General features: G+C 72.6%; 22 protein-coding genes. 8 read left to right on the top strand and 14 right to left on the bottom strand.

Annotation, left to right across the window (positions count from 1 at the left end; genetic code table 11):
• Positions 1-87 precede the first annotated feature (87 nt).
• The 3 genes from pcaC to ACP7TJ_RS27320 form a co-directional block, all read right to left on the bottom strand.
• Positions 88-1,392, bottom strand: coding sequence for a 4-carboxymuconolactone decarboxylase (gene pcaC / locus ACP7TJ_RS27330; RefSeq protein WP_425935459.1), 1,305 nt, complete (start codon positions 1,390-1,392; stop codon positions 88-90).
• A gap of 148 nt (positions 1,393-1,540) precedes the next feature.
• Positions 1,541-1,699, bottom strand: a complete 159-nt coding sequence (locus ACP7TJ_RS27325) for a transposase (RefSeq protein WP_427766093.1) — start codon at positions 1,697-1,699, stop codon at positions 1,541-1,543.
• Between the two features lie 140 nt (positions 1,700-1,839).
• Positions 1,840-3,486, bottom strand: coding sequence for a glycoside hydrolase family 27 protein (locus ACP7TJ_RS27320; RefSeq protein WP_093766025.1), 1,647 nt, complete (start codon positions 3,484-3,486; stop codon positions 1,840-1,842).
• Between the two features lie 294 nt (positions 3,487-3,780).
• Here ACP7TJ_RS27320 and ACP7TJ_RS27315 point away from each other — a divergent pair, with 294 nt between their 5' ends.
• The gene (locus ACP7TJ_RS27315; protein WP_427766089.1) at positions 3,781-5,391 is read left to right on the top strand and encodes a glycoside hydrolase family 43 protein; all 1,611 of its coding nucleotides are present in this window, start codon (positions 3,781-3,783) and stop codon (positions 5,389-5,391) included.
• 159 nt (positions 5,392-5,550) lie between these two features.
• Here ACP7TJ_RS27315 and ACP7TJ_RS27310 read toward each other — a convergent pair whose 3' ends face one another.
• Positions 5,551-6,564, bottom strand: a complete 1,014-nt coding sequence (locus tag ACP7TJ_RS27310) for a LacI family DNA-binding transcriptional regulator (protein WP_176710750.1) — start codon at positions 6,562-6,564, stop codon at positions 5,551-5,553.
• A gap of 177 nt (positions 6,565-6,741) precedes the next feature.
• On the opposite strand from ACP7TJ_RS27310, the gene ACP7TJ_RS27305 reads away from it, so the two are divergent.
• Entirely contained in the window at positions 6,742-7,707 is a 966-nt protein-coding gene (locus ACP7TJ_RS27305; protein ID WP_189909095.1) for a glycoside hydrolase family 6 protein, read from the top strand.
• 59 nt (positions 7,708-7,766) lie between these two features.
• On the opposite strand, the gene ACP7TJ_RS27300 is transcribed toward ACP7TJ_RS27305, so the two are convergent.
• Entirely contained in the window at positions 7,767-8,918 is a 1,152-nt protein-coding gene (locus tag ACP7TJ_RS27300) for a Vms1/Ankzf1 family peptidyl-tRNA hydrolase (RefSeq protein ID WP_376724213.1), read from the bottom strand.
• A 186-nt stretch (positions 8,919-9,104) separates the two neighbouring features.
• Between ACP7TJ_RS27300 and ACP7TJ_RS27295 the strand changes: the two genes are divergently transcribed.
• Positions 9,105-9,521, top strand: coding sequence for a CBS domain-containing protein (locus tag ACP7TJ_RS27295; RefSeq protein ID WP_266402163.1), 417 nt, complete (start codon positions 9,105-9,107; stop codon positions 9,519-9,521).
• A gap of 249 nt (positions 9,522-9,770) precedes the next feature.
• Here the strand turns inward: ACP7TJ_RS27295 and ACP7TJ_RS27290 are convergent, their stop codons facing one another.
• From ACP7TJ_RS27290 to ACP7TJ_RS27255, 8 genes are read right to left on the bottom strand one after another with little or no spacing between them, the layout of a single operon-like run.
• Positions 9,771-11,195 (bottom strand): NADH-quinone oxidoreductase subunit N, encoded by a 1,425-nt coding sequence (locus tag ACP7TJ_RS27290; protein ID WP_427766084.1) that lies wholly within the window; start codon positions 11,193-11,195, stop codon positions 9,771-9,773.
• Positions 11,192-12,697, bottom strand: coding sequence for a complex I subunit 4 family protein (locus ACP7TJ_RS27285; RefSeq protein ID WP_266402157.1), 1,506 nt, complete (start codon positions 12,695-12,697; stop codon positions 11,192-11,194). The genes ACP7TJ_RS27290 and ACP7TJ_RS27285 overlap by 4 nt, the downstream gene beginning before the upstream one ends.
• A gap of 4 nt (positions 12,698-12,701) precedes the next feature.
• On the bottom strand, positions 12,702-14,651 hold the full coding sequence (locus tag ACP7TJ_RS27280; protein ID WP_427766082.1) for an NADH-quinone oxidoreductase subunit L: 1,950 nt from the start codon (positions 14,649-14,651) through the stop codon (positions 12,702-12,704).
• Entirely contained in the window at positions 14,648-14,953 is a 306-nt protein-coding gene (locus ACP7TJ_RS27275) for an NADH-quinone oxidoreductase subunit NuoK (RefSeq protein ID WP_427766079.1), read from the bottom strand. The genes ACP7TJ_RS27280 and ACP7TJ_RS27275 overlap by 4 nt, the downstream gene beginning before the upstream one ends.
• The gene (locus tag ACP7TJ_RS27270; RefSeq protein ID WP_367494919.1) at positions 14,950-15,519 is read right to left on the bottom strand and encodes an NADH-quinone oxidoreductase subunit J; all 570 of its coding nucleotides are present in this window, start codon (positions 15,517-15,519) and stop codon (positions 14,950-14,952) included. Before ACP7TJ_RS27270 ends, ACP7TJ_RS27275 begins: the two co-directional genes overlap by 4 nt.
• 21 nt (positions 15,520-15,540) lie before the next feature.
• A complete protein-coding gene (locus ACP7TJ_RS27265; RefSeq protein ID WP_427766075.1) occupies positions 15,541-16,470 on the bottom strand; it encodes an NADH-quinone oxidoreductase subunit H in 930 nt (309 codons plus the stop codon).
• On the bottom strand, positions 16,463-17,746 hold the full coding sequence (locus ACP7TJ_RS27260) for a hypothetical protein (RefSeq protein ID WP_427766072.1): 1,284 nt from the start codon (positions 17,744-17,746) through the stop codon (positions 16,463-16,465). The genes ACP7TJ_RS27265 and ACP7TJ_RS27260 overlap by 8 nt, the downstream gene beginning before the upstream one ends.
• Positions 17,737-18,087, bottom strand: coding sequence for an NADH-quinone oxidoreductase subunit A (locus ACP7TJ_RS27255; RefSeq protein ID WP_167742224.1), 351 nt, complete (start codon positions 18,085-18,087; stop codon positions 17,737-17,739). Before ACP7TJ_RS27255 ends, ACP7TJ_RS27260 begins: the two co-directional genes overlap by 10 nt.
• 581 nt (positions 18,088-18,668) lie before the next feature.
• Here ACP7TJ_RS27255 and ACP7TJ_RS27250 point away from each other — a divergent pair.
• Positions 18,669-18,938: a hypothetical protein gene (locus ACP7TJ_RS27250; RefSeq protein WP_167742225.1), complete on the top strand. Its 270-nt coding sequence runs from the start codon at positions 18,669-18,671 to the stop codon at positions 18,936-18,938.
• Positions 18,939-19,197: 259 nt separating this feature from the next.
• Here ACP7TJ_RS27250 and ACP7TJ_RS27245 read toward each other — a convergent pair whose 3' ends face one another.
• Positions 19,198-20,169, bottom strand: a complete 972-nt coding sequence (locus tag ACP7TJ_RS27245; RefSeq protein ID WP_167742226.1) for a MerR family transcriptional regulator — start codon at positions 20,167-20,169, stop codon at positions 19,198-19,200.
• A 117-nt stretch (positions 20,170-20,286) separates the two neighbouring features.
• Between ACP7TJ_RS27245 and ACP7TJ_RS27240 the strand changes: the two genes are divergently transcribed.
• The 4 genes from ACP7TJ_RS27240 to ACP7TJ_RS27225 all read left to right on the top strand — a co-directional run bounded on the left by ACP7TJ_RS27240 (position 20,287) and on the right by ACP7TJ_RS27225 (position 22,974).
• A complete protein-coding gene (locus ACP7TJ_RS27240) occupies positions 20,287-21,123 on the top strand; it encodes a DUF4397 domain-containing protein (protein ID WP_367471882.1) in 837 nt (278 codons plus the stop codon).
• Positions 21,116-21,790 (top strand): class F sortase, encoded by a 675-nt coding sequence (locus tag ACP7TJ_RS27235; RefSeq protein WP_427766066.1) that lies wholly within the window; start codon positions 21,116-21,118, stop codon positions 21,788-21,790. The genes ACP7TJ_RS27240 and ACP7TJ_RS27235 overlap by 8 nt, the downstream gene beginning before the upstream one ends.
• A 240-nt stretch (positions 21,791-22,030) precedes the next feature.
• Complete coding sequence (locus ACP7TJ_RS27230) at positions 22,031-22,405, top strand: hypothetical protein (RefSeq protein WP_093766057.1); 375 nt, start codon at positions 22,031-22,033, stop codon at positions 22,403-22,405.
• Positions 22,406-22,608: 203 nt separating this feature from the next.
• Positions 22,609-22,974, top strand: a complete 366-nt coding sequence (locus ACP7TJ_RS27225; RefSeq protein ID WP_093766058.1) for an ArsR/SmtB family transcription factor — start codon at positions 22,609-22,611, stop codon at positions 22,972-22,974.
• The last annotated feature ends 8 nt before the right edge of the window (positions 22,975-22,982 follow it).

Below are 22,982 nucleotides of genomic sequence, written 5' to 3'. Positions count from 1 at the left end.
CTGCATCCGGGGCGCGGGGCGGCATGCCGGGGGCGGGGACGGGGGCGTCCGCGCGGGGCGGCCCGGGGCCGTCCGCGCGGTGTGGGCTCACTCCGGCGGGGTGGTCTCCTCGCGGATGACCTGCTGAGCGACGCGGAAGGCGCCGCTGGCGGCCGGGACGCCGCAGTAGACGGCCGCCTGGAGCAGCACCTCCTTGATCTCGTCCGGGGTGAGCCCGTTGCGCAGGGCGGCACGGGTGTGCACGGCGAGTTCGTCGAGGTGACCGCCCGCGACGAGGGCGGTGAGGGTGACGCAGCTGCGGGTGCGGCGGTCGAGCCCGGGGCGGTTCCAGACCTCGCCCCAGGCGTACCGCGTGACGAGCTCCTGGAAGTCCTCCGTGAAGGCGTCGGTCTGCTCCAGGATCCGGTCGACGTGCGCGTCGCCCAGCACCTCCCGGCGGACCTTGATACCGGAGTCGTACGTGTCCGGGACGCCCTGCGCCTGCGGGGGCACGGCGGCCGGGGCGATCTCGGCGACGGGGGCGGGCTGCGGCGGGGCGGCGGCCGGCATCACGGGCGGCCGGGGCGCGGCGGCGGGCAGGACGACGTGGCCGGTGGCGTATTCGGGGAGGGGCTGCCAGGCGGTGGAGAAGTGCCGGACCAGCAGGTCGGTGACGGCGGCGGGCTGCTCCACCGGCACCAGGTGGCTGGCGCCGGGCACGACGGCGAGCCGGGCGTCGGGGATGCCGGCGACCAGGGTGCGGGCCTCGGCGGGCCCGGTGACCTGGTCCTCGGAGCCGACGAGCACGAGGGTCGGCACGCCGACGCTGCCGAGCCCCGCCCGGACGTCGAAGGAGGCGAGCGCCTCGCAGGCGGCGATGTAGCAGCCGGGGTCGGTGGTGCGCACCATCTGCACGGCCCACTCGGTGATCGCGGGCTGGGCGGCGGCGAACCCGCCGGTGAACCAGCGCTCGGGCGCCGAGCGGGCGATCGGGTCGAGGCCGTTGGTACGCACGATCACGCCGCGCTGGCGGAACTCGTCGGCGGTGCCGAAGCGCGGCGAGGCGGCGATCAGCGCGAGGGACGCGAGGCGCTCCGGGTGACGCAGGGCCAGCTCGATGCCGACGGCGCCGCCGAGCGCGCAGCCGGCGTACCCGAAGCGGTGCACGCCGAGGCCCTCGAGGGTGGCGAGCAGCCGCGCGGTGAGGTCGGTGACGGAGGCGGCGGGGTGGGCGAGGGCGCCGCCGTGTCCGGGGAGGTCGAAGCGGAACACCCGCCACTGCTTCGTCAGTTCGGGGATCTGCCGGTCCCACATGTGCCAGGTGGTGCCCAGTGAGGGACCGAGGATCAGGACCGGGGCCTCTTCCGGCCCGTCGAAGCGGTATTGCAGGGTGTTCGGCGGTGTCTCACTCACGCCCCGCACCCTCTCACGTCTCACGGACGCCGCTGTAATGCGGGGCGTGGGAGACCGGTCCGACCGGGTTGAAGACCTCGCGGGCGGCGTATCGCTCGGGGCATCGGATGATTACGCGTCGGGTCTTGCCCTCCTGGGTGCGGCGTTCCTAGTACGCCTGGGTGCGCGGGTCGTGGCGTAGCCGGGTGAAGACGATGCGGTGCAGGGCTGCGTTGGCCTGCCGGTCGCCGCCGTGGTTGAGCCGGCGCGTGCGCCGTCGGCCGGAGGAGTACTCGACGGGGCTGACTCCGCAGGCCGGCCTGGACACCGATGTACCGACGCCCGGGGTCCCGCCGCAGCGGGAACCGGGCGAGCCAGGGGCGGCCGTGCCGGCGGATGCGGCAGCCGTGGGGCGGGAGGCCGTGACCGGAGTGCTGTCGCTCCGGCCACGGCCCGGTGCCGTGTCGCTCACGCGCGGGTCCACTTCTGGTTGGCCTGGCCGTTGCAGGTCCACAGCACCAGCGGGGTCCCGTTGGCGGTGCCGGCCCCGTTGGCGTCGAGGCACAGTCCGGAGTGGACGTTGCGGATCGAGCCGTCGGAGCCGACGGTCCACTTCTGGTTGTTCTGGCCGTTGCAGGGCCAGGTGATGACACGGGTGCCGTTGGCGGTGCCCTGGTCGTAGGCGTCCAGGCACTTGTCGCCGTAGACGCGGATCTCGCCGCCCGCCCATGTGGTCCACAGCTGGTTGGCGGCCGTGTGGCAGTCCCACAGCAGAGTCGCGGCTCCGGCGGCCGTGGAGGCGTTGTCCACGTCCACGCAGCGGCCGGAGGCGTTGCCCCGCAGGCGTGAGGTGGTGGCGGCCAGCGGGCTGCCGCCGCTCACCCGGTACGCGGCGACACCGTGCGCGGGGACGCTGGCCGAGATCTGCCCGGACGTGCTCGACGTGCCGCCGGTCCACAGGTCGGTGAGGGTGAACGGCCCTCCGCCCAGGCCGATCTGGGCGGCCGTCGTGGTGACCGTCGCCGCGCTCCCGCCCCGGTTGAACAGCCCCACCGCGACCGAACCGTCCGCCAGGGGCTTGGCGAACACCTCGATGGCGCCGTCGTCGCGCACCCTGCGTCCGCCGGCGCCCAGGGGGTCCTGGTTCACCGCCAGCAGGCGCGGGTTGCGCAGGATCGCGCTGACGTCGGCGGACATCGTGCGGATGTCGTTGCCGGCCATCAGCGGGGCGCTCATCAGCGCCCACAGGGCGAAGTGGGAGCGGGACTCGGTCAGCGACAGTCCGGGGCGGCCGACGACCAGCATGTCGGGGTCGTTCCAGTGCCCCGGGCCGGACTGTGCGGCCAGCGGCGCGTTGACGTCCAGGACGTTGCCGACGCCCATCGGGTAGCTGTTGGTGTTGCCGTTCTGCCAGATGTCGAGCAGGTCCTCGGTCGTCCGCCACAGGTCGGCGACCTCGCCCCAGTTGTACGTGGAGCCCGTGATGGCGTGGAAGCTGTTGGGGTTGATGCTGTAGACGATCGGCCGGCCGGTGGCGCGCAGAGCGTCACGCATCAGCGTGAACCGCGCGACCTGCTCGTCCCGCGTACCGCTCGAGGAACACCAGTCGTACTTGAGGTAGTCGACCCCCCACGAGGCGAACGTGCGGGCGTCCTGGACCTCGTGGCCCCTGCTGCCCGTGGAGCCGGGGTAGGTGCCCACCGTCTGCGCGCAGGTGCGCTCGCCCGGCACCTGGTAGATGCCGAACTTCAGGCCCTTGCCGTGGATGTAGTCCCCGAGGGCCTTCATCCCGCTCGGGAACTTCGTCGGGTTGGCCCGCAGGTTGCCCTGCGCGTCGCGCTGCGGGTCGAACCAGCAGTCGTCGACCACCACGTACCGGTAGCCGGCGTCCCGCATGCCCGAGGACACCATGGCGTCAGCGGCCTGGCGGACCTGGGCCTCGGTGATCCCGCACCCGAAGCTGTTCCAGCTGTTCCACCCCAGCGGCGGGGTGAGCGCCGGACTGCCCGGCGCGGCCGTGGCGGTGGACTGCGCCGAGGCCGTCACGGACGCGGTCACCGTCAGCGCGGCGGCCGTGAGGAGACGGAACAGTCGTCCGCGTAATCGTCTGGGCACCGGGACTCCTTCGGCAGGGAAGGGCGGAGGGAAAGGTTCGAAATTTCGATCGCCGTTCGGAAAATTCGGACGCCCCACGGATACTAGAGAGGCGGCCGGTCATGTCAACACCTCCCCGAGAAGCGCGATGTGTCGCGTGATCGGCATGAGGACAGGGCAGCACGACTTACGGGAGAGGGGTTGACGGCGTACGCCACCCTCCTATCATCCAGAATGCTCGACACCTCGCACCACGTTCGATATCTCGAATGCGACAGAGTCACTCCGACCGACGAACTCGAGGTGAGCACCTCCATGGATCTGTCATGGTTACATCAACCCCTCACTCGACGCCGCACCCTCGCGGCCGCCACCGGCCTGGCCGCCGGCGCCCTCCTCCCCCATGGGCCCGCCCTCGCGGCCGCGACCCAGTACACGAACCCGGTGATCTGGCAGGACTTCGCGGACATCGACATCATGCGCGTCGGCGACACCTACTACGCCTCGGCATCGACGATGCACTACTCGCCCGGCGCGCCCGTTCTGCGGTCGTACGACCTGGTGAACTGGGAGATCGCCGGCCATGCGGTACCCGTCCTCGACTTCGGCGCCAAGTACGACCTGAACGGCGCCCGCGGCTATGTCAGGGGAATCTGGGCATCGTCACTGGCCTACCGGCCCAGCAACAGGACCTTCTACTGGCTCGGCCAGATCGACTTCGCCCGGACGTACCTCTACACCGCCACCGCGGTGGAGGGGCCGTGGAGCAGGCTGACGACGATCAGCACCCCCTACTACGACGCCGGCCTGCTCGTCGACACCGACGACACCCTCTACGTGGCGTACGGCAACACCACCATCAGCGTGGCCCAGCTCTCACCCGACGGCCGCAACCAGGTCCGTACGCAGGAGGTGTTCAGGACACCGTCCAGCGTCGGCACCTTGGAGGGCGCCCGCTTCTACAAGATCAACGGGCAGTACTACATCTTCCTGACCCGCCCCGCGAACGGTCAGTACATCCTCAAGTCCTCGAGCGGCCCCTTCGGCCCGTACACGATGCGGCAGGTCCTCCTCGACCTGCGCGGACCGATCCCCGGCGGCGGCGTCCCCCACCAGGGCGGGCTGGTGCGGACGCAGAGCGGCGCCTGGTACTACATGGCCTTCGTCGACGCCTACCCCGGCGGCCGCATGCCCGCCCTGGCGCCGGTCACCTGGACCGCGGACGGCTGGCCCGTCGTACAGCTCGTCAACGGCGCGTGGGGCACCACATATCCCAGTCCGGCCGTGCCCACTCCGCCCCGCCAGGTCACCCCCATGACCGGCGTCGACACCTTCGACGGTACGAGCCTGAAACCGCGATGGGAGTGGAATCACAACCCCGACAACACCAAATGGTCGGTCGGCAACGGCCTGACGCTGCGAACCGCGACCGTCACCCACGACCTCTACTGGGCCCGCAACACCCTCACGCACCGCATCCAGGGCCCCACTTCCACCGCCACGGTCCAGCTCGACCACTCCGCGATGCGGGACGGCGACCGCGCCGGGCTCGCGCTGCTGCGTGACTCCTCCGCCTGGATCGGCCTCAAGCGCGACGGCGGTGCGACGCGGGTGGTGATGGTCACCGGGCTGACCATGGACGGCAACTGGAACACCACGGGCACCGGCACCGAGATCGCGAGCGCGCCCGTCTCCGGCGGCCGCATCTGGCTGCGCGCGAACGCGGACATCCGCCCCGGCGCACCGCGCCCCGGGACCTTCTCCTACAGCACCGACGGCATCACGTTCACCCGTCTCGGACCCGCCTTCTCCATGGGCAACGACTGGCGGTTCTTCATGGGTTACCGCTTCGCCCTCTTCAACCACGCCACTCAGGCCCTCGGCGGCGCGGTCCGTGTCACCCGGTTCGAGGTGTCCACGCCCTGAACCGATCCATCGACCGCACCGCCCGGCCCTCGCCCCGACCAGGAGAACCGTGAGCCCCCTGAAACGGCTCGGTCCCCTGACCGGCTCCCCCCGGGCGCCCGGCGCCGCGTCGGAAGTGACTCGTTCGGGCCGGGGCCCGCCCCTCCGGACGGTGAGGAGTCAGGCGCTGGCCCGGACCGTCAGGCGGGTGGGGAGGACCAGCGGGGTGGGGTCCTGCCCGTTGACGAGCGCGACGAGCATGCGCGCCATCTCCCGCCCGAGGGCCTCCACAGGCTGATGGACGGTGGTGAGCGGCGGATCGGCGATCTGGGCGGCCATCAGGTCGTCGAAGCCGACCACGGCGACGTCGGCGGGGACCCGTCGGCCGGCCTCGCGCACGGTACGCAGCGCTCCCGCCGCCATGTTGTCGTTGGCGGCGAACACTCCGTCCACGTCGGGGTGTCCGGCCAGCAGCGCGGCCATGGCGGCGGCTCCGCTGCGCTCCGTGAAGTCCCCCTCCAGCGGCGGGTACGGATCGAGACCGGCGCCCAGCATGGCGTCCCGGTAGCCGCGGTACCGGGCGCGCCCGACCTCGGTGTCCAGACGCCCGCAGATCACGGCCACACGCCTCCGGCCGAGTGAGATCAGATGCTCGGTCGCCTCGCGCGCTCCGCCGACGTTGTCCACGTCCACGTACCACCGGGGAGCCGAACCCACCGGGCGCCCGCCGAACACGACGGGCATCTGCGCCTCGTCGGCCATGCGGGTCAGCGGATCGTCCTCGCGCAGCGCCATCAGCATCACACCGTCAGCACCCCTGGACCGCATGAGCTCCTCGACCCGCTTGCGGCCCCGGTCGGAAGCGGCCAGGCACAGCATCAGATGCAGGTCCGCCTCGTCCAGGGCGGCCGACGCCCCCACGATCACCCGGGCGAAGAACGGATCGGCGAAGATCGACGGATCCTCTCCCGAGACGACCAGGGCGGCCGCTCCCGTCTGGCGGGTGGCCAGCGCGCGGGCGGTCGGATTGGGCACGTATCCGAGTTGCCGCACGGCCCGTTCGACGGCCTCGCGCTTGGCGCGGCTGACGTGCGGGGCGTTGTTGAGGGCGCGGGAGGCCACGGAGCGGGACACGCCGGCGCGTTCGGCCACCTCGTCGAGCGTCGGATGCCGACGCGGCGCTGCTTCTGCCATGGCTCGTGAGTCTTTCACACGCGGGAGGGGCGCTCACGGACGCACGAGATGGGACCGCTTCCAAACAAGTGCTCACAGTGCGCCGACTATTGACAGTTCATCAGCCCGCCCACACGATTGGGACCGCTTCCAGTGGGAGCGCTCCCAAGCACGCCTCCTCCGAATCGAGGTACTGTCTTGAGCCGCAGACTCCGCACCCTGATGGCAGCACTCTGTGCCCTGCCGCTGGCGTTCGCCGCCGCACCCTCCGCCCACGCGGCCGACCCCACCACCATGACCAGCGGGTTCTACGTGGACCCCGACTCCAGCGCGAAGAGGTGGGTGGCCGCCAACCCCGGCGACGGCCGGGCCGCCGCGATCAACGCCTCCATCGCCAACACCCCGATGGCCCGCTGGTTCGGCTCCTGGAGCGGAACCATCGGCACCGCCACAGGCGCCTACGTCGGGGCGGCGGACCAGCGGGACAAGCTGCCGATCCTCGTCGCCTACAACATCTACAACCGCGACTACTGCGGCGGCCACTCCGCGGGCGGAGCCGCCTCGCCGTCCGCCTACGCCAACTGGATCGCCCAGTTCGCCGGCGGGATCGCGGGCCGCCCGGCCGTCGTCATCCTCGAACCGGACTCCCTCGGGGACTACGGCTGCATGACCCAGGCCCAGATCGACGAACGCGAGGCCATGCTCACCGGCGCCCTCGCCGAGTTCAACCGCCAGGCCCCCAACACCTGGGTCTACATGGACGCCGGGAACCCGCGCTGGGCCGACGCGGCGACCATGGCCCGGCGTCTCCACGAAGCCGGTCTCCGACAGGCCCACGGCTTCTCGCTCAACGTCTCCAACTACATCACCACCGCCGAGAACACCGCCTACGGCAACGCCGTCAACAACGAACTGGCCGCCCGCTACGGCTACACCAAGCCGTTCGTCGTGGACACCAGCCGCAACGGCAACGGCACCAACGGCCAGTGGTGCAACCCCTCCGGCCGCCGCATCGGTACGCCCACCCAGAAGGGCGGAGGCGCCGAGATGCTCCTGTGGATCAAGACGCCGGGCGAGTCCGACGGCAACTGCGGTGTCGGAACCGGCTCGACGGCCGGCCAGTTCCTCCCCGAGGTCGCCTACAAGATGATCTACGGCTACTGATCCAGGACTCCCGCCGCCCGCACAGGCGACCGACAGCCCGCCGGGGCGGCGGGCACTCCTCAGGCCGGAGCCGTGTCGTAGGTCCAGCGCAGGAGGGCGCCCAGGCCGCCTGTCGGGATGTCCGTGGCGTCCGCACCGTCCTCGTCCGCCGGGGGGACGACCAGGACGTCGGCGGCGGTGACGGCGGCTGCGCGCAGCAGTGCGTCGTCCGCGCGCACCGGCGTAGGATCGCTCTCCCCCAGGGTCCGGGCGTCGCTCCGGCGTGCCGCTACCTGGTCGGGCCGGGCGCCCACCCAGGTCTCACGGTCCAGTTCCGGGCCGTCGGGCCGGACGAGCAGCGTGTCGATGCGGTGTTCCCGGGCCGCTTCCACCAGCGCCGGGATGCCTTCCACCGCTTCCGTGGGCCGGTCGGCGCCCACGCGGCCGGCGCGGAAGCGGTCGAGCGCCTCCTCGACACGGTGACGCGTGTGCCGCCGCCGGGCCTGCTCGATGGCCTCCTCCAGCGCGGGGGAGGCGGACCCGGCGGCGCGACCGCCGTGTTCGGTCTCCGTCGTGACCCGGCGGACCGCTTCGGAGAGCTTCTCGTGCACGGCCGGCCGCTCGCGGGGGTCACCGACCAGGACGACCAGGTCGGCACCGGACTCCTCGTAGGCCGCGTTCAGCGCTTCGGCGATCTCACCGGCGTTGTGCTCCCAGGTGTTCTCGACCTTGAGCTGGAAGTGCCGCTCGGACCAGTCGGACGAAGCCGTGCGGTGCACGGGGTGTTGCTCCCCCTCGACCTGTCCCGCGGGCCGCGGACCGGCCGCCCCGCGCAGTTCGAGGTCGGCGCCCGTCCGGTCGATGTACGCCACGAGGCAAACGGGGTCCTGACCCGCCAGTTCCAGCAGCGGCGTCAGCCGGGGCAGCGGAGCCCAGCAGCTGATCTGCCGCCGCGGGGGGCGGGAGAGCCGGTGGCTGAGCACCACCTCGCCCCCGGCCGCGAAGACCACACGGCCCGCCGGGTCCTCCGCGGGCCCGATCCGCAGCAGAGCGTCACGCACCGCTTCCGTGGTGGCGGCGTCGGCACCCTCCTCCTCGAGCGTCCGGCACGCTTCGCGCACGGACAGCTCACGCCGCTTGGCACCCGACTCGTCGTTCTGCAGGGGGTCGAAGTACACGGTGGCCCACGGGCCCGGGCGGTCGAAGAGCGGTTGCAGGAAAGACAGCTGCACTTTTCCTCCTTCGGTCCGTTGCCGGCCGGGTGCCCGAAGCGGAGCGGGAGACACACGGGAACCCGGTGACGAGAAAGCGGGGAGGGAGCCGTTACCAGCCGTAGCGCTTGGGAACCCACGTCGCATCCGCTCAATCGCCGCCCCCGGCCCGCGTGCGGGAGGCGGCACACCCAAGAAGGGAAGTCCATGACCAAGGCGCGAGACATCATGACCGGCGGAGCCGAATGCGTCGGCGCCGAGGAGACGGTGCTGGACGCGGCACGCAAGATGAAGGACCTCGGGGTCGGCGCCCTGCCGATCTGCGGCACCGACAACAGGCTGAAGGGTGTCCTGACCGACCGGGACATCGTGGTGAAGGTCCTGGGCGCCGGCAAGGACCCGGCCACCTGCCCGGCCGGCGAACTGGCCCAGGGCAAGGCCGTCACCATCGGTGCCGACGACGACGTGCGGGAGATCCTGCGCACGATGTCCGCGCACAAGGTGCGCCGCCTGCCGGTGATCGACGGGCACGACCTGGTCGGCATGGTCGCTCAGGCCGATGTCGCCCGCTCCCTGCCCGACCCCCAGGTCGGTGATCTGCTGCAGGCGCTGTCCACCGGCTGACGCCGTCCCTGTCCCGGGCCCCGTCCGTCCTCGTCCCGCACGACGTGGGACTGCGGGCCGGGCTCGGGGCCCACCTGCTGCCCGCCGCGGCGTGCTCGCCCAGTGCCGGGGCGGGCCGGGCGCCGGGCTGTGGGAGCTGGGGAACCGTTGAGAGGTCCGACCGGGCCGGACCACCCGCTGACTCGAGCCGCACGACCCGTGGCGCGCGAGCTGACGTCAAGGCCCCGGCGCGCGTCGGCGCAGCCCGCGTCAGGGCAGGAGTGGTCCCGTGGTGAGGGGGAGGACGGCCCCGCCCGCGATGCCGAGGAGGAGGGAGGCGGCGCCCGCGGTGTAGGCGGTGGCCGCGGACCAGCGGCCGGAGACGGCGAAGGCCCTGGCCGACGGCTCGGCGGGGGTGAGCCGGAACAAGGGAGCGAGCCAGCGCAGGTAGTAGAAGAGGGAAGCGACGGTGTTGGCGACGGCGAGCGCGGCGAGCCAGGTGAGGCCGCCGTCGACGGCTGCGCTGAAGATCACCAGTTTCCCCAGGAAGACGCCGGTGGGCGGGGTGCCGACCAGGCCGAGGAGACAGACGACGAGGACGGCGGCGAGACCGGGGTGGCGGCGGGCGAGGCCGCGGTAGTCGTCGAGGGTGCGGGCGTACGGGAGTTCGGTGACGACGGCGAAGGCGGCGAGGTTGGTGGCGGCGTAGGCGGCGAGATAGAACAGCAGGCTCTTCTGGGCGAGGTCGGTCCGGGTGGCGACGGCCAGGGCCATCAGGAGGTAGCCGACCTGGCTGATGGTGGAGTACGCAAGCAGGCGCGTGACGGAGCTCTGGAAGAACGCGGCCAGATTGCCCAGTGTCATGGTGACGGCGGCGATGACGGCCAGGAGCAGGGGCCAGTTGACGTCGGTGCCGGGCAGGGCCTGGTGGAGCAGGCGGAAGCCGGCGATCAGGCCGCCGATCTTGGGCAGGGTGGTGACGTAGGCGGCGACGGGGGTGGGGGCGCCCTCGGTGACGTCGGGGACCCAGAAGTGCGCGGGTGCCGCCCCCGCCTTGAACAGGAGGCCGGCCAGGACGCCGACGAGCCCGACGGCGACCAGCCCGTAGGCGGTGGCGGGCAGCGCGCTGTTCAGTTCGCGGTAGAGGGTGGCGTGGCCGGCCGCGTACAGGAGAGCGGTGCCGGCGAGCATGGCGGTGCCGAGCAGGGCGCCCATCAGGTAGTACTTCAGGGCGGCTTCGGTGCCGCGTGCGTCCTTGGCGTAGGCGGCGAGGGCGTAGGCGGGAATGCTGGCGAGCAGGTAGGCGGCGAACAGCGTCAGCAGGTCGTTCGCGCCGATCAGGGCCAGGGTGCCGGCCCCGGTGAGCAGGAGCAGCACCCAGTATTCGGTTTCGCGCTTGTGGCCGTGGACGGTTTCCACGGACATGCCGACGATCAGGAGCAGGGCGCCGAGGACGGTCAGGCGGCCGAAGCCGGTGGCGGTGTCGACGGCGAACACGTCGGCGAAGACGGTCTGTTCACGGTCGGTGGCCATGGTGACGCCGGTGGCGACCAGACCGGCCGCGCAGGCGGCTGCCGCCAGGACGGCGATGATCCACTGCCGTCGGCGGGGCAGCCAGGAACCGGCGAGCAGGCCGATGACGGCGGTGCCGAGCAGGGCGAGTTCGGGGACGAGGGCGGCGAGGTTCTCGTTCACCGGGCCACCAGTTCGATCACCGTGCGGCTGGCGGGCTCGATGACATCCAGGAGCCAGCGCGGCATGACGCCGATCACCAGGGCCACCGCCAGCAGCGTCACCGTCGGGAGGGTCTCGGTGCGTTCGAGGTCGCTGATACCGGCGGTGGGGATGGTGCTCGGCAGTCGCGGGACGCCGAGGAACATCGCGCGCAGGGCGCGCAGGAACAGGGCGGCGGTGATCAGGATGCCGGTCAGGGCGACGGCGGTGGCGACCGTCCGGGAGGCCAGGGAGCCGGTGAAGATCTGGAACTCGGCGATGAACCCGGAGAAGCCGGGAATGCCGATACTGGCGAACGCCGCGACGGCCGTGACGCCGGCGAACCGCGGGGCGTGCGCGGCCAGACCGGAGTAGGCGTCGATCGCGTAGGTCCGCCCCCGGTCGTGGAGCACGCCGGACAGCAGGAACAGCGCGCCGGTGATCAGCCCGTGGCTGACCATCTGGGTGACCGCCCCGGTGACCGCGAGGGAGCGGGCCTGGGCGTCGGTGCCGGCCAGCGTCCCGGCGGCGCCGACGGCGAGGACGACGTACCCCATGTGGTTGACCGAGGTGTAGGCGATCATCCGTTTGAAGTCGGTCTGCGCCAGGGCGACCAGCGCCCCGTAGACCACGGAGACGGCGCCGACGACGACGAAGACCAGGGCGTACCGGCGCCAGCTGCCCGGCAGCAGGGGCATGGCGATGCGGACGAATCCGTAGGTGCCCATCTTCAGCAGGATCCCGGCGAGGATCGCCGAGCCGGCGGCGGGGGCGTCGGTGTGGGCGGGCGGCAGCCAGGTGTGGAACGGCACGGTCGGGGTCTTGACCGCCAGCCCGACGCCGATGGCCAGCAGCACGAGACCGGCGTACGGGCCGCGGCCGGCGAGCGGGTTGGCGCGGGTGAGGTCGACGAGGTCGAAGGTGTGGGGTTCGGCGGCGAGGTACAGGCCGATGAAGCCGAGCAGCAGCGCGAGCGAGCCGATGAAGGTGTAGAGGAAGAACTTCAGCGCCGCCGCCCTGCCCCGCTCACCGTGGCCCCATCCGGCGATCACGAAGAACATGCCGACGATGGACAGGTCGAAGAAGACGAAGAACAGGATCAGGTCCTGCGCGACGAACAGGCCCAGGCTGACGGTCTGCAGGAACAGGAACAGACACACGTAACTGCGCACCCGCTGCCGCTCCTTGAGGGAGTACACGGCGACGGCGAGGAACAGCAGGCAGGTCAGCGCGACCAGGGGCAGGGACAGGCCGTCGACACCGACGTGGTAGCCGACCCCGGCGCCGGGGATCCACGGCACCCGCTGCCGGTACTGCATCCCCTCCCCCGGGTCGAAACCGCTCCATACGGCGACGACCAGGGCGAGGTCGACGGCGGCCGTGGCGATCCACACCCGGATGTACGCCTGGTCCGAGAGCGCCCGCGGCAGGAGCAGCAGGAGCACGCAGACCAGCAGGGGCAGGAACGTGACGACACTCAGCACAGGGCTACCTCACCAACAGCACGATCAGGACGAGTACGGCGAAGCCCACGGCGGCCTGGGCGTAGTACTGGTGCAGCAGCCCGGTCTGCGGCCGGCGTGCCGCCCGGCCCAGACCGCGGGCGCCGGCGGCGACCGCGTCCACGGCGGCGTCGATGCCGCCGTCGTCCACCCGCCGGGCGAGCCGGGCGCCGGCGAGCCCGCCGCGGACGGTGTGCCGTACCGCGGCGTCGATGCCGTCGTCGTCCACCCGGCCGGCGATCCTGGCCGTGGCGAGCCCGCCGCGCCCGATCTGGCGCACCGCGCCGTCGACGACGCGGTCGTCGAAGACGGCCAGTGCCCGCGCCAGCCCCAGGACGGGCCGTACCACCACCGCGTGCGCGGCCCGCTCCAGGTGCAGCCATCCCCGCGCCCATCGCACCACCGGACGCGGCACGGGCGCCGGACGGGAGGCCCACCACCAGGCCAAGCCCGCGGCGGCGAACGCGACTCCGGCGCTCAGGCCCACCTCCCACGGCTTCGGCGAGGGCTCGTCCGGCGCCCCGACCAGCCGTTTCAGCCAGGACGCCGGTCCGGGCAGGGCCAGCACCCCCAGCACGGCGGCGGCGAAGGTGAGAGCGAGCAGCGGGGCAGGGGTGGTGCGGGCGGTACGCCGGGTGCCGTCCCGCTCGGTGTCGTAGCCGGCCTCCGGGTCGTCGGGCAGCGGCCGGGTGACGTACCACAGAGCCTTGATGCTGTACACGGCGGCGACGGCGGCCGCCGCCAGCCCCACGGCGTACAGGCCGGTGCTCTCGGCGTACGCGGAGGCGAGCACCTCGTCCTTGGCCGCCCACAGCGACAGCGGCGGCAGTCCGGCGAGTGTCAGCGCGCCGACGGCGAAGGCGGTGCCGACCAGGCGGTGGGTGCGGGCGGCGCCGCGCAGGGCCGGCAGGTGCTTGGTGCCGAGCGCGGTCAGCCAGGCGCCGGCGGCGAGGAACAGCCCCGACTTCGTGGCGGCGTGCGCGACGAGCTGGGTGGTGCCGGCGGCGATGCCGCCGCTGCCCGCCGCCAGCACCATGAACCCGAGCTGGGAGGAGGTGGACGCCGCGAGCAGTTGCTTCAGGTCCCGTTGCGCTACGGCGACCACGCCGAGGAGGAGCGCGGTGACGGCGCCGGTCCAGGCCACCAGCGGGCCGGCCCAGCCGGTGGCGGCCAGCAGTGGATGCAGGCGCAGCAGCAGGTAGGCGCCGGCGGCGACCATGGTCGCCGAGTGCAGCAGCGCCGACACCGGACTCGGGCCCTGCATGGCCCGCGACAGCCAGAACGAGAACGGCAGTTGCGCCGACTTGCCCAGCGCGGCCACGACCACTCCTCCGGTGATCACGTGCAGCCATGGCGAGGTCGCGTCCGGGAGGGCCCGAAGGTCCAGCGAGCCGACACCGCCGGCGATCGCCGCGCCGGCGGCCAGGTACAGGCCGAGGTCGGCGGCACGGGTGGTGAGGAACGCGGTGTCCGCTGCCCGTACCCGCTCCGGCCGGCGCCACCAGTAGCCGATCAGCGCCCAGCTGGTGGCGCCCATCACCTCCCAGGCCATCAGCAGCAGCGGCAGCGTGGTCGCCGTGACCGTGGCCAGCATGGACCCGGAGAAGACCAGCATCAGGCCGAAGAGCCGTCCCCGGTTCTCGTCCGGTCCGAACTCGCCTGCGGCGAAAAGCAGGACGGCGGTGGTGACCGCCGCCACCGTGACCACCATGAACGCCGACAGCCCGTCCACCGCCAGACCCGCCCGCAGCCCGGCGAACAGCGGCGCGCTCGAGCGAGGCCGGGCCACCGAGACGGCGACCGCCACACCGAGCGTCGCCACGGCCACCGCCACACCGAGAGCGGGAACGTGCCGGTCGTAGCGAACTCCCGTCACGCCCAGGACCGCTCCGGCGCCGAGGGGGAGGGAGATCAGCAGCCAGATCACCGCGCTCATCCCTTCAGCTCGTCGGCCATGTCGGTCACGTCGACCTGACGGGCGCGGTAGATCGCGGTGGTCACGGCGAAGCCCATGGCCATCTCCACCGCCATCGCGACCACGGCCGCCACGATCACCACCTGGCCGCTCGGCGCCCCGGGAGCGAGGAAGTGCCAGAAGTCGGCGGCCGCGACGATGACGCCGCCGATCATCAGCTCGATCCCCATCATGATCATGACGATGGACTGCTGGGACAGCGCACCGAAGAGGCCGGTGGAGAACAGGCCCGCGGCCAGCACCAGGATCAGTTCGAAGGTCACCGGCCCACCCCTCCGCCGGCCGGGTCCTCGGCCGGCCGCTGGTCGAGGTCGTCGCCGAAGCGGTCGTAACGGCCCCGGTGCGTGGCGAGGACGGTGGCGCCGACCATGGTGGCCAGCAGCACGAACCCCAGGATGACCATGGTCAGCATGTGTTCGGTCATCAGCGCGCTGCCGACCTGGAAGGTCGTGTCCCGGGGCCGGGACGCGGTGCGGTCCGGCCAGGGCACGAGGAAGATCCCGGCGACCAGCGCCGCGAAGACGGCGCCGCTGACGGCGAGCGCGCCGCGCTTGTTGTGCAGCATCGACATCGGCATCAGACCGGCCGGGTTCATCATGTAGGCGATCATGAACACGGCCATGATCACCATCTCCATGACCATCATCAGCACGATGACCACGCCCAGGTAGGGCAGGCCGAGTACGGCCGTGACGCCGCCGACGCAGACCAGGGACGCCAGCAGCGAGAAGGTGACCCGGGCCATCGAGTTCAGCGTGAACACCAGCACGCCGAAGACCGGGGCGAGCACCCCGAGAGCCACCAGCAGCACGGTGTCGGTCGTGCCCATGACGCGGCCCCTCCCTCTGTCCTATCGGTGGAGATTCACCAGAGCCGGCACCAGGGCCTGCGCGATTGTCAGCGGGATGAGCACCACCCAGGCGAACTCCACGTACCGATCCGCGCGGACCACCGGCAGCCGCCGCGCCACCCACACCAGGAGACCGAGTACCAGCAGCGTCTTGACCAGCGACCATGCCCAGGACGGCAAGCCCGGCCCGGCCCCACCTCCCAGGAACAGCGGCACGGCCATGGCCGCGCCGGACGCCAGCCACAGCCACCGGCCGGCCTGGAGCAGCAACCGGTCCGCCCCGGACACCTCGCCCAGGACACCGCCGGCCAGGTCGCGGCCCGCCGGATAGGCGAACGGGCCCAGGAAGCTGAACGCCAGCACACCGGCCAGATAGGCGGCGAAGGCGACCGGCATCCACACCGCGTACCACAGCCCGTCCTGCGCGGCGGCGATGTCACCCACCCGCAGCGACTCGGCACCGGTGGCCGCGGAGATCAGCGCGAACATCAGCGGCAGCTCGTAGGCCAGGCCCTGAGCGAGGAACCGGTACCCACCGATCAGGGAGAACGCGGCGTCGGGCCCCCAGCCGGCCAGCCACAGCCCGGCCCAGGTCAGCACCTCCATGGCGTTGAACCACACGACCCCGACCGACGGGTCGGCGACCACACGGCCACCGAAAGGGACGACCAGCGTCGACAGCACCGCCGCCACCGGCACGGTCACCACACCCGTCCGCCACAGCAGCCGGTCCTGGGCGGGCAGCCGCCGCGGCTGTGTCACCAGCGCCCGTGGCACACCCAGGAACGGTCGGACCGCGCCGGCGACGCCGACGGGCCGGCCCGCGTCCCTCGCGTCCAGCACCGCGTTCCCGGCCACCGCCAGCGCCGCCAGGACGACCAGCAGTCCCGGAGCGGCCAGCAGCGTCCACCACGCCCCCGCCTCAACCACGCGCCACCTCCACCACGCCGCGGGAGACCAACTCGTCCGGGTCGGGGTCGAGACTGGCCACGACGAGGCGGGCGGCAGCCAGCTCGGCCCCCTCCAGCAACCGGGGCAGCAGCGCGATCAGAGCGGCCGACGGCGGATGTTCGGCACTCCAGGGACCGCGCGGGCTGTCCTCCACCGCCACATCCAGAGGCGCGGGGTCCTCCAGCCGCGGCAGGTCGTGCCGGATGTCGGCGAGCCACTGCCGGTAGCGGGAGGTCACATCCCCGCCGGCCCGCGCCGCCGGACCCCCCACCCCGGCCTCCCGCGCCTTCTGCGCCGTGACGACGCCGATGCCGCGGGTCAGCCACGCCAGGGTGCGGGACCTGCCGACCCTGCGGGTGAAGCGCTCCAGCCGAGGGGCGACCGCGGCACGAGGCGCGCCGGACAGCAGGTCGTCCCGCAGCCGCCGCGCCCGGACCGCCTCGGCGGGCCAGCCCGCCACCGCCAACAGCCGCCCCAGGCTGTCGAGATGCGCTGCCGCGCGCCGGCGCACCGCCTCCCCCACGGGCACCGGCTCACCCGAGGCCGCCCGGAGCCACGGCTGCACCCAGAAGGCTTCGGCCGCCGCGTCGTCAGAGGGCCTTGCCGGTTCGTCGACGTCGACCCGCTGGACCACGTCGCCCTGCAGCACCAGGCGGACCGTCAGGCCCGCGGGCCAGTCGGCCAGGAACGGCCCCAGCGGCAGATGCAGTTGGTCCAGCGTCAGGCCGTCACGGTCCGCCCCTTGCCCGGCCATCGGCAACCCGCCCGGCATTTCCGTCTGTCCGCCGCTGTGACCGCCGTGTCCTCCGTGGTCGCCGTGACCGTCGTGACCGTCGTGACCGTCGTGGCCGGGAGTCTGGTCATCGTGCCGCTCCCGTGCGCCGTGATCTCCCTCCCGGTGTCCGCCCGCGTCGGCCGGGGGCGCGGCCGACGCGTGCCGGACGGCCGGTGGACCGAGGAGGGCACGGCCGGCGTTCAGCGCGTCCTCCACCTCGTCAGCCGTGCGGGCGTGCACCCGGGCGCGCGGTGCGGGCATGTCCCGCCACAGCCGCTCCAGTGGCGTCCGCAGCTCGGGGAGGTCGGGACCGGCCACGAGGAGGAGATCGGCCTGCGCCGGAGTGGACGCCTGCGGCCAGTCGCGCGCTCTCAGCAGTCGCTCGGCGGCCAGCCGGACCGCTGTTCCGCCCGGCACGGCCGCCAGCAGCACGTGCGGTCGCGCCGCGGCGACACGCAGGGTCAGGCCGGTCAGGTCCATCGCAGCGCGCCCTCCCGCCACGCGTAGACGACCCCGCTGACGAGGACGGCGAGGAAGACGAACATCTCGATCACCGCGCTCGGCCCCATGGCGGAGATCACGCGCGTCCACGGGTACATGAAGACCATCTCCATGTCGAAGGCGAGAAACAGCATCGTCACCGTGTACCAGCGCACATGAAACCGGCTCACCGCGTGTTCCGTGGGCTCCAGCCCCGACCCGAACGGCGCCGCGTCCGCCGCCCCGGAACCGATCCGCGCCGCCCACGCCGCCCCGTACACACCGACGACGGCGATCAGGGCGATGCCGAGCAGTGACAGCGCCGCTGTCGTCCCGCTCACACGCCCTCACCCGGCCGGGCGGCGACCGAACGGCCGGGCCGCCCCGGCAGGATCAGGTTGCCGCGCGCCGCTTCGGCTGACGTCCTCTCACTCATGGCCATGTGATGCCTCCTTGTGGCATGACTCGCGCGCCGCGTACCCCTGGGGTGTGGGGTGCACCGGGCATTCCTTCCAGGGCCATCCGGCCGCTCACGAGCCGGCCCGCGGGCGATCGGGGCGGCCGCGACCGGGAGTGAGGGGTGGTGTGTCGGTCCGGGGAACCGGTCAGGGCGTCACACGCGTCGCCCGGATCGGCGGAACAGGTATCGAGCGAGCCTTGACAGCAGTGGCCACGACGGAAGCCTCCAGCGGTGTCCAGCGACGGCCCATGCCGTCCACGTAGGGGTAACACCGCGCCGGACGCCGCAAACCGCCGAGCGCTCCGTCGACACCGCTCGGCCTCGGCCGTCGTCGGGGGGCGGTGAACCATCGGCGGGACACGCGCAGGCGCGCCTGCGCGTGTCCCGCGCGGCACCATGGGTACCCGAGGAGCACCACATCCCAGTACCAGTGAACGCGCTCCGTTCGAAGGGATGATCCGGATGCTCATACTCGGACTGCTCCTCCTCGCAGCCGCAGGAGCCTTCACCGGCCTGGTGATCGCCGACAATCTCCCCGGTGGCCCCGAGTACACCGTGTCCGTACTCGGCCAGGACATCGCGACCATGAACACGCTGGCGATTTTCTGCTCCGGCCTGGCCCTCGCGCTCATCTTCTGCGCGGGCCTGAGCGCGGTGGCGAGCACGGCGGCCCACCGTCGCCGGCAGCGCCCCCGCACGCACGCGTCTCACCCCGATGGCCCCGGCCGGTGAGACGGGCTCGGCCGGTCGCCTGGTCCACGCGGCCCGGTGACGGGAGCCCTTGACGGGGCTCAGCCGCAGTCGCGGGCTTCCGTGACGCCGTCGGTGTGGAGCAGAAGCCGCTCACCCGGCGCGAAGCTCACCCGCCGCCCCCGGAGGCTCCCGGCGGCGGGATGCGCTCCCCGCTTCGAGATGCCCGGTCACACACCTACAGCCTCCGCGCAAGCGGTGGCGGGGAGGCCGTGGGCGGCGCAGCTGACCCGCGCGGTTCTCAGCGGGTCGCCAGGCCCTCCAGCGCGTGCACCGTGTCGGCCAGGCCGTGGGGGCGTGCCGTGCCGGGGACGGGGCGGCCCGACCAGCCGGGGCCGAGGGTGAGGACCAGGGGGCTGCGGCGGGCGCCTCGTACGCCCCATTCCATGGAGGCCACGTGCTGGGCCAGGGGGCGGCTCGCCGTCGTGCGGGACTGGGCCCACAGGGCCACCGCCGCCGGGCCGGTCCTGCGGACCGCCGCGAGCAGTGACTCCACCGGGAGCGCGCCGCCGAACATCCTGACCGGAATCCCTCGTTCGGTCAGTGCGGCGGACAGCACCTCCAGGGCGAGCGTGTGGTGGTCCCCCGGTACGCACGCCAGCACCACGGTCGCGCCGGGGCGGTCGGGGACCGTGTCCGGTGCGGCGCGGCGGAGGGCGCCGGAGACATGCCAGGAGAGGAAGTGCTCCACCTCGACGTACCGCTCCCCCGACGACTCCCACTTGCGTCCCACGGCCTGCAGCGTCGGCACGAACACCTCCGTCCAGGCGGCGACCAGGCCGTGTTCCCGGATCGCGTCGATCAGCAGCCGGTCGAGTGCGGCCGCGTCGAGGCGGAGGGCGGCGCGGGCGATGCCCTTGCACTCCTGGCGTGCGTCACCCAGGCGGAGGCCGCTTCCCGCGCGGGAGGGACGGGCGGGGGTGTCCGGCGTCGCCGGGCCGGCCGGGGGCTCGGCGGCCCGCGTCTCGTCGCGGGCCAGGCGTGCCGCCTCCGCAGGGGGGATCCCGGTCGCCGTCAGCGCGCACATCCGCTCCAGGCGCGCCACGTCCGCCGGGGTCCAGCGCCGGTGCCGGCCGCCGGTGTGCCGGTCGGGGCCGAGGCCGTAGCGGTGGTCCCATGTGCGGACCGTGGTCGGGGCGACGCCCAGGCGGCGCGCCACCTCGCCGGTGGTCAGCCCGCCGCCGGGTCCGGCCGGTTCCGTGCTCTCGCTCATGTCTCCACCGTACGCCTTACGACGCACAAACGACGCATGTTGTCTGCGTCGATTTGCCGCATCAACACTGGGGCCAGTTCCGCAGTGAGCGGTACTCCTTCGAAAGGGATGGTCCCCATGCGCACCCGTTTCCCCGTCGCCGTCGTCGCCTCCACCGGCGCCTGCGCGCTCGCGCTCGGCGTCGCCGCACCCGCCGTGGCGGCCCCCACCGCCGATCAGGACATGGCGACGGTCTCCGTCGTCCACGGCATCCCCGACATGACGGTCGACGTGTACGCCAACGGCGACGAACTGCTCTCCGACTTCGAGCCCGGCACCGTGACCGACCCGCAGTCCCTCAAGGCCGGCACCTACGACATCCAGATCTTCGAGGCGGGCCAGGGTCCCGACGGCACCCCGGCCCTGGAGAAGAAGGTCGAGGTCGGCGAGGGCGACACCGCCACGGTCGCCGCCCATCTCAGCGCCGACGGCAAGCCCCAGCTGACCGCGTTCGCCGACGACGTCTCCAAGGTCGACGCGGGCAAGGGCCGGCTGACCGTCCGCCACATCGCGGCCGCGCCGGCGGTGGACGTACGGGCCGGCGGTGAACCCGTCTTCACCGGTCTGACGAACCCGAACGAGGACAGCGCCGTGGTCGACGCGGGCACCGTCGAAGCCGACGTGGTCCTCGCCGGCACCGACACCGTGGCCCTCGGCCCGGCCGAGCTGAACGTGGCGGAGGGCGCCAGCACCGTCGTCTACGCCTGGGGCAGCGCCGAGGACGACAACCTCGCCCTGGCCACGCAGAAGTTCAGCGGCATGGACTCCATGCCGAAGGCCGTGCACGCGGGCGGCGACGGCACCGCCGTCTCTGCCAACTCCACCGAGTGGGGCGCGGGTTGGATCGCCCTCGGCGGTGCGGCCGCCGTGGCCGGTGTGCTGGCCGCCCGCCGCTTCGCGGGCAGGCGTGGCTGACATCTCGCGGCGGCGCGGGGGACGGGTCGTGGCGGTCGCCGTTCTTGCGGCCGTCACGGCGGTCGTCCTCGGTGTGCTGTGGCTGGCGCAGGGGCGGCACCAGGCCGCCCCGCCCGCCGACTTCGGCGCCGTGCCCTCGACGGCCGCCGGCGCTGCCGGCGGGCCCTCCGGCACCGCGCCGCCGCTCCCTGCGACCGAGCAGGCGGCCAGGACGGACGCCGCGCCCGAGCGCGTCGTCGTGCCCGGTGTCGGGCTCGACGCCCGGGTCGAAGGTGTCGGCGTGACCGAGCGCGGGGACATGACCGTGCCGGACGACCCGGCCGTGGCCGGCTGGTACCGGTACGGTGCCGCTCCCGGCAGCGCCGAGGGTTCGGCCGTGCTGGTGGGACACCTCGACAGCGAGACGGGTGACCTGGGCGAGTTCGCCGCGCTCAGGGACGTAGGGGCCGGGGACACCGTGGAGGTGCGGCGAGCGGGGGCCGAGCCCGTCGCCTACCGGGTCACCGCACGCGCCACCGTCCCGAAGGACGAGCTGCCGCCGTCCGCCTTCCGCCGCACCGGGCCCCCGGTGCTCACGCTGATCACCTGCGCGCCGCCGTTCGAGCCGGAGCGCGGCGGCTACACCGCCAACCTCGTCGTGACGGCGGAGCCGATGGACACCCGCTGAGCTTGCGACGGGGCGAGTCACCTGATCGTGTCTGTCGCTGTCCGTTCGTTCGGCACTTTTTCGAACTGGCCGCGACCAAACAGTCGTTCCTCACGCAAGCATTCGATCATCACAGATCATCCATGAAAACCCCCGCACTCCGACACGTTCCGTCCGCCTACCGTTCGAGCGCGGCCAGGGATGGAAGGGCTGCCCCTTGAGGCCGCCGCGACCACGTAACGACTGGAGAGGGAGACGCCCGTGGCAACTGTGGAAGTGTCGATGAAGGACATGATGACCAGCGTCGAGGGGGCCCTGGGTGCGGCCGTCGTCGACTACTCGAGCGGCATGGCGCTGGGGACGCTGGGAGGGGGGAAGGACCTGGACCTGACCGTCGCGGCGGCCGGCAACACCGATGTGATCCGCGCCAAGGTGCGCACGATGGAACTGCTGGGCCTCACCGGGCAGATCGAGGACATCCTCATCACCCTGGAGTCCCAGTACCACCTGATCCGGCTGGTCACCGGCCGCAGCGGCAACGGCCTGTTCCTGTACCTCGTGCTGGACAAGTCCCGTTCGAACCTGGCGATGGCCCGCCACCAGCTCAAGCGGGTCGAGGAACAGCTGGAAGTGTGAACCGCCCCGGACCCCGGCCGACGCGCGCCCATGATGTGAAGACTTCTTCAAGTCGCGACATGAACATGGTCCCAAGCCGTGGGCGCGCGTCACGCCGGGCCACAAGGATCGGCGGCGAAGGACGGCACATCGTGCGGCGGCGCCCGCCCAGGGCGCCGCCGCGTTCCGGAGAACATCCCCGACGCGGCAGGGAGCGCGCACCCATGCAAGTCCCCCTCTACCAGGCCAAGGCAGAGTTCTTCCGGATGCTGGGGCACCCGGTGCGCATCCGGGTGCTGGAGCTGTTGCAGCACGGGCCGGTGCCGGTGCGGGACCTGCTCGCCGACATCGACATCGAACCGTCCAGCCTCTCCCAGCAGTTGGCGGTACTGCGCCGGTCCGGCATCGTCGTCTCCATACGGGAGGGATCCACCGTGACGTACGCCCTCGCCGGCGGCGACGTCGCCGAGCTGCTCCGCGCGGCCCGGCGGATCCTCACGGAGCTGCTGGCCGGGCAGAGCGAACTCCTCGCGGAGCTACGGCAGGTGGACGTGCCGGTGCCGTCGGCGCCCGGGGGCGGGCAGGAGTAGAGCGGGCG

Source organism: Streptomyces sp. DSM 41931 (genome assembly GCF_050271085.1).
Lineage (GTDB): Bacteria > Actinomycetota > Actinomycetes > Streptomycetales > Streptomycetaceae > Streptomyces > Streptomyces albogriseolus.
The sequence above is the reverse complement of the archived record's forward strand: the minus strand, read 5'-3'. Positions and strand labels throughout refer to the sequence as shown.